This is a genomic window from [Flexibacter] sp. ATCC 35208 (genome assembly GCF_001975825.1).
GTDB lineage: Bacteria > Bacteroidota > Bacteroidia > Chitinophagales > Chitinophagaceae > Chitinophaga.
The window spans coordinates 1-4533 of sequence record NZ_MTKN01000143.1 but is presented as its reverse complement, the minus strand read 5'-3'; the positions used below and the strand labels follow the sequence as shown (position 1 = coordinate 4533).

1 protein-coding gene is annotated in these 4533 nt (G+C 43.2%); it reads left to right on the top strand.

Annotated features, from left to right (window positions below; genetic code table 11):
• The first annotated feature begins 743 nt into the window (after positions 1 to 743).
• Positions 744 to 4400 (top strand): phosphoribosylformylglycinamidine synthase, encoded by a 3657-nt coding sequence (gene purL, locus BW716_RS34455; RefSeq protein WP_083730582.1) that lies wholly within the window; start codon positions 744 to 746, stop codon positions 4398 to 4400.
• The last annotated feature ends 133 nt before the right edge of the window (positions 4401 to 4533 follow it).

Genomic DNA, 4533 nt, shown 5'->3' with positions numbered 1-4533 from the left:
GTTTTACTGGTGCATCTCAGTCCGAATGCTACCAGCAATCAAAATCTTCGTCAGTAAAAGATCGATGGGTGCAAAAGTCCCTACTTGAAGTCTTGTCATTTCTGAATCTATAATAGCGATCGCCCTGGTCTCCTTATAGTGGTTTCTAGGAATACGCTACCAAATACTTTATGCAATGTGTGTAAACTTTGATGACGAGCAAACATTGGAAATTCTAAGAGATTTATATTTTCCAGTACAATTTTTTACTGGTTGTCTATAATTGAACCTGAATTGTATTGAAAATGAATTAGTTAGATAGGGGTGTGTATTGAAAGTAAAACTCATTGAAGGGGCTTTGCTTTTGGGGAACCCGGTACCGGGGCGTTTTCGCGCCAAATGAGGTTGATTATAAATAAGTGGTGTTTGATTTACCTGAAAACGTTGATGTGTTTTAAGTTAACCTTTTCTCCAATTACCAAATTCAATTAGTTCGCCGGTGCCTGGCTGAAAAATAAGACAGTTATAATATAAAGGAATAAACTACAGAGGTCGTTTTTATTAAGATCAGACAGCATCTTGCACCCTGATATAGATGACTAAAACTCGCTGCACAAGTGGGGATGTTTTACCTGCCTTTGTCAATTTAAAGGCAAATGTAAAACCATTGAAATTTTAACAAAAATAAATAGCGATTTCACCACCTTTAAAAGGAAAGGTAATTTGGCATATTTTATTATACTTTTGCGAATAATTGACCATGTATGATCCATTTTTTTTCAAATAGTTTTAATACAATTTTTGCGGTTCAGAAAGCGCAGGAGCTAACACCCCCGGATATTTCAAAGCTGTGTTGGCTGTTCGGAAATGCACAATTACACCAGGAAAAAGTACTGAAAGATTATTATGTGGGCCCCCGTGCGGCTATGGTTACACCCTGGAGTACAAATGCGGTGGAAATCACCCAGAATATGGAAATTCATGGGATTGCACGTATTGAAACTTACAGTAAGGTAAATCCTGACTTTAACGATTTTGACCCTATGCTGTCTCAAAAATATGCTGAATTGAATCAGGATATCTTCTCCATCAGCATTGTACCCGAACCAATTATCGAAATTGAGGATATTGCCGACTATAACCGAAAGGAAGGCTTATCATTAAGTGAGGAAGAAGTTGATTATTTAAATAATCTGTCCCTGAAAATGGGGCGTAAACTGACGGATTCAGAAGTATTTGGTTTTTCACAGGTAAATTCTGAGCACTGCCGGCATAAAATATTTAACGGAAAATTTGTGATAGATGGGCAGGAACAACCATTATCCCTGTTTAAACTTATTCGTAAAACATCCGAAACCAATCCAAACAGTATCGTATCTGCATATAAGGACAATGTGGCTTTTGTAAAAGGCCCTATGGTGCAGCAATTTGCACCAAAACGTCCGGATGTGCCTGATTTCTATGAAGTTAAAGAATTCGAATCGGTTATTTCATTAAAAGCCGAAACACATAACTTCCCAACTACCGTAGAACCTTTTAATGGGGCGGCCACAGGTGCTGGCGGTGAGATCAGAGACAGGCTGGCAGGTGGTCAGGGGTCTATTCCGTTGGCAGGAACGGCAGTGTACATGACGGCGCTTTCCCGTCTTACTTCAGGCAGAGATTGGGAAAATCAGGTAGCGGAACGTAAATGGCTGTACCAGACCCCTGTTGATATCCTGATCAAGGCGTCAAACGGGGCATCTGATTTTGGAAATAAGTTCGGACAGCCCCTAATCACTGGTTCTCTGCTCACCTTTGAACACGAAGAGAATGGGATTACCCTTGGCTACGATAAAGTTATAATGCAGGCAGGTGGTATTGGCTATGCCAAGGCTAGTCAGGCTACTAAACTGAAGCCATCCGTCGATGACAAGGTGGTGATCCTGGGTGGTGACAATTACCGTATTGGTATGGGCGGTGCTGCCGTCTCATCGGCAGATACCGGTGCATTTGATTCAGCAATAGAGTTAAATGCCGTACAGCGTTCTAACCCGGAAATGCAGAAGCGTGTAGCGAATGTAGTGCGTGGCCTGGTAGAAAGTGATCATAATACAATTATATCTATACACGACCATGGTGCGGGAGGACACCTGAACTGTCTGTCAGAACTGGTGGAAGAAACTGGTGGTTTGATCAACCTCGATAAACTGCCTGTGGGTGATCCGACCCTCTCTGCCAGGGAAATTATTGGCAACGAATCACAGGAGCGTATGGGTATCGTGATCGGCCAGGAGAATATTGAAACCATGCAGCGTATCGCGGCACGTGAACGTTCTCCTATGTATGTAGTAGGAGCTGTCACCGGCGACCATCGTTTTACATTTAAGTCTGCCACTACAGGAGCCACGCCATTAGACCTGAACCTGGCTGACATGTTTGGCAGTTCTCCGAAAATATACATGCGGGATAAAACCATTACCCGCAGCTACCAGCCGCTAACCTACGATGTAAAAAAATTACAGCAATACCTGGAACAGGTCCTGCAACTGGAAGCAGTAGCCAGTAAAGACTGGTTAGTGAATAAAGTGGACCGTTGTGTGAGTGGCCGTGTGGCTAAACAGCAATGTGCCGGCCCGCTACAGTTACCATTGAACAACTGTGGGGTAATGGCCCTGGATTTTCAGGGACAGCACGGTATTGCTACTTCAATTGGGCATGCCCCGCTGTCAGCACTGATCAATCCCGCTGCAGGCAGTCGTAATGCGATTGCAGAAGCGTTGTCCAACATTGTTTGGGCACCTTTGAAGGATGGCATTACCAGTGTATCATTATCGGCCAACTGGATGTGGCCATGTAAGAACGAAGGTGAAGATGCCAGATTATACGAGGCGGTAAAAGCTTGTTCCGACTTCGCTATCGCATTAGGCATCAACATCCCTACAGGGAAGGATTCATTATCCATGAAGCAGAAATACCCTGATAAGGAAGTGATTGCACCTGGAACTGTGATTATATCAGCTACCGGCCATTGCGATGACATCAAGGCTGTCGTTGAGCCTGTATTAAGCAAAAGTGGTGGCAGTATCTATTACATCAATCTTTCAGGAGATAACTATAAATTAGGTGGGTCCTCTTTTGCGCAGATCGTAAACAAGATTGGAGACCAGACACCTGATGTGGTGAATGCCGCTACTTTTAAGCAGGCATTTAACACCCTGCAACAGCTGATCAAAGCTGGAAGTATACAGGCAGGTCATGACATTGGCAGTGGCGGCCTGATTGTGACGCTGCTGGAGCTTTGCTTTGCAGACCGTGACCTGGGTGCCAATATTGATTTGAGTGGATTGGGCGAGGAGGATATCATTAAGCTCTTATTTGCTGAGAATAATGGAGTGGTTTTCCAGGCAGATGCTTCGGTAGAAACATTACTGGAAGAAGCTGGCATTGCTTGTCATAAGATTGGGGAAGTGACTGCAACAGCTGCATTAACGGTGAAGCATGTAACGGGCGACTGGCAATTTGACATCAATCACCTACGGGATGTATGGTCTACGACTTCGTACCTGTTGGACCAAAAGCAATGTGGTACGGTAAAAGCAAAAGAGCGTTTTGAAAATTATAAGAACCAACCGCTGAAATTTACATTCCCAGCTGGATTTAGTGGAAAGAAACCTGTCATTGACAGTACAAAACCTCGTATCAAGGCAGCAGTATTGCGTGAAAAGGGGAGTAACTCTGAGCGGGAGATGGCGAATGCGATGTACATGGCAGGGTTTGATGTAAAGGATGTGCATATGACCGACCTTATATCAGGGCGTGAAACGCTGGAAGATATTCAGTTTTTAGGAGCTGTAGGTGGTTTCTCCAATTCTGATGTGTTAGGTTCTGCCAAAGGTTGGGCGGGAGCATTCCTCTATAACCCGAAGGCAAAGGAGGCAATCGAAAAATTCTTTAATCGTAAAGATACCCTTTCATTGGGGATCTGTAACGGTTGTCAGTTGTTTGTAGAACTGGGTTTAATCAACCTGGATCATGGAGAAAAACCACGTATGTTGCATAATGACAGCCATAAACATGAGAGCATCTTTACATCGGTGACTATCCAGGAGAATAAATCGGTATTGTTGTCAAATCTTGCGGGTAGTACTTTAGGCGTGTGGGTTTCACATGGAGAGGGGAAATTTGATTTCCCATATGAAGAAGATAAATACAACATCGTCGGTAAATATGGTTATGAAGGTTATCCGGCTAATCCAAATGGATCTGGTTTTAACGCGGCTATGCTGTGTGATGTAACTGGCAGGCACCTGGTAATGATGCCACATATAGAACGTTCAATATTTCAGTGGAACTGGGCACATTATCCTGATGGACGTAAGGATGAAGTATCACCTTGGTTGACAGCATTTATAAATGCAAGGGAATGGCTGGAGAAGTAAGCATCTGACTACGTTTGTCTATTTTATTATAAGAACAGTATGTATCAAAAATAAATGAACCTCCTTAGAACTGCATAAATGGAAACCTGTCTCCATCAGGTATCGGAATTAAAAGAGCGTGTATCTTACTTTT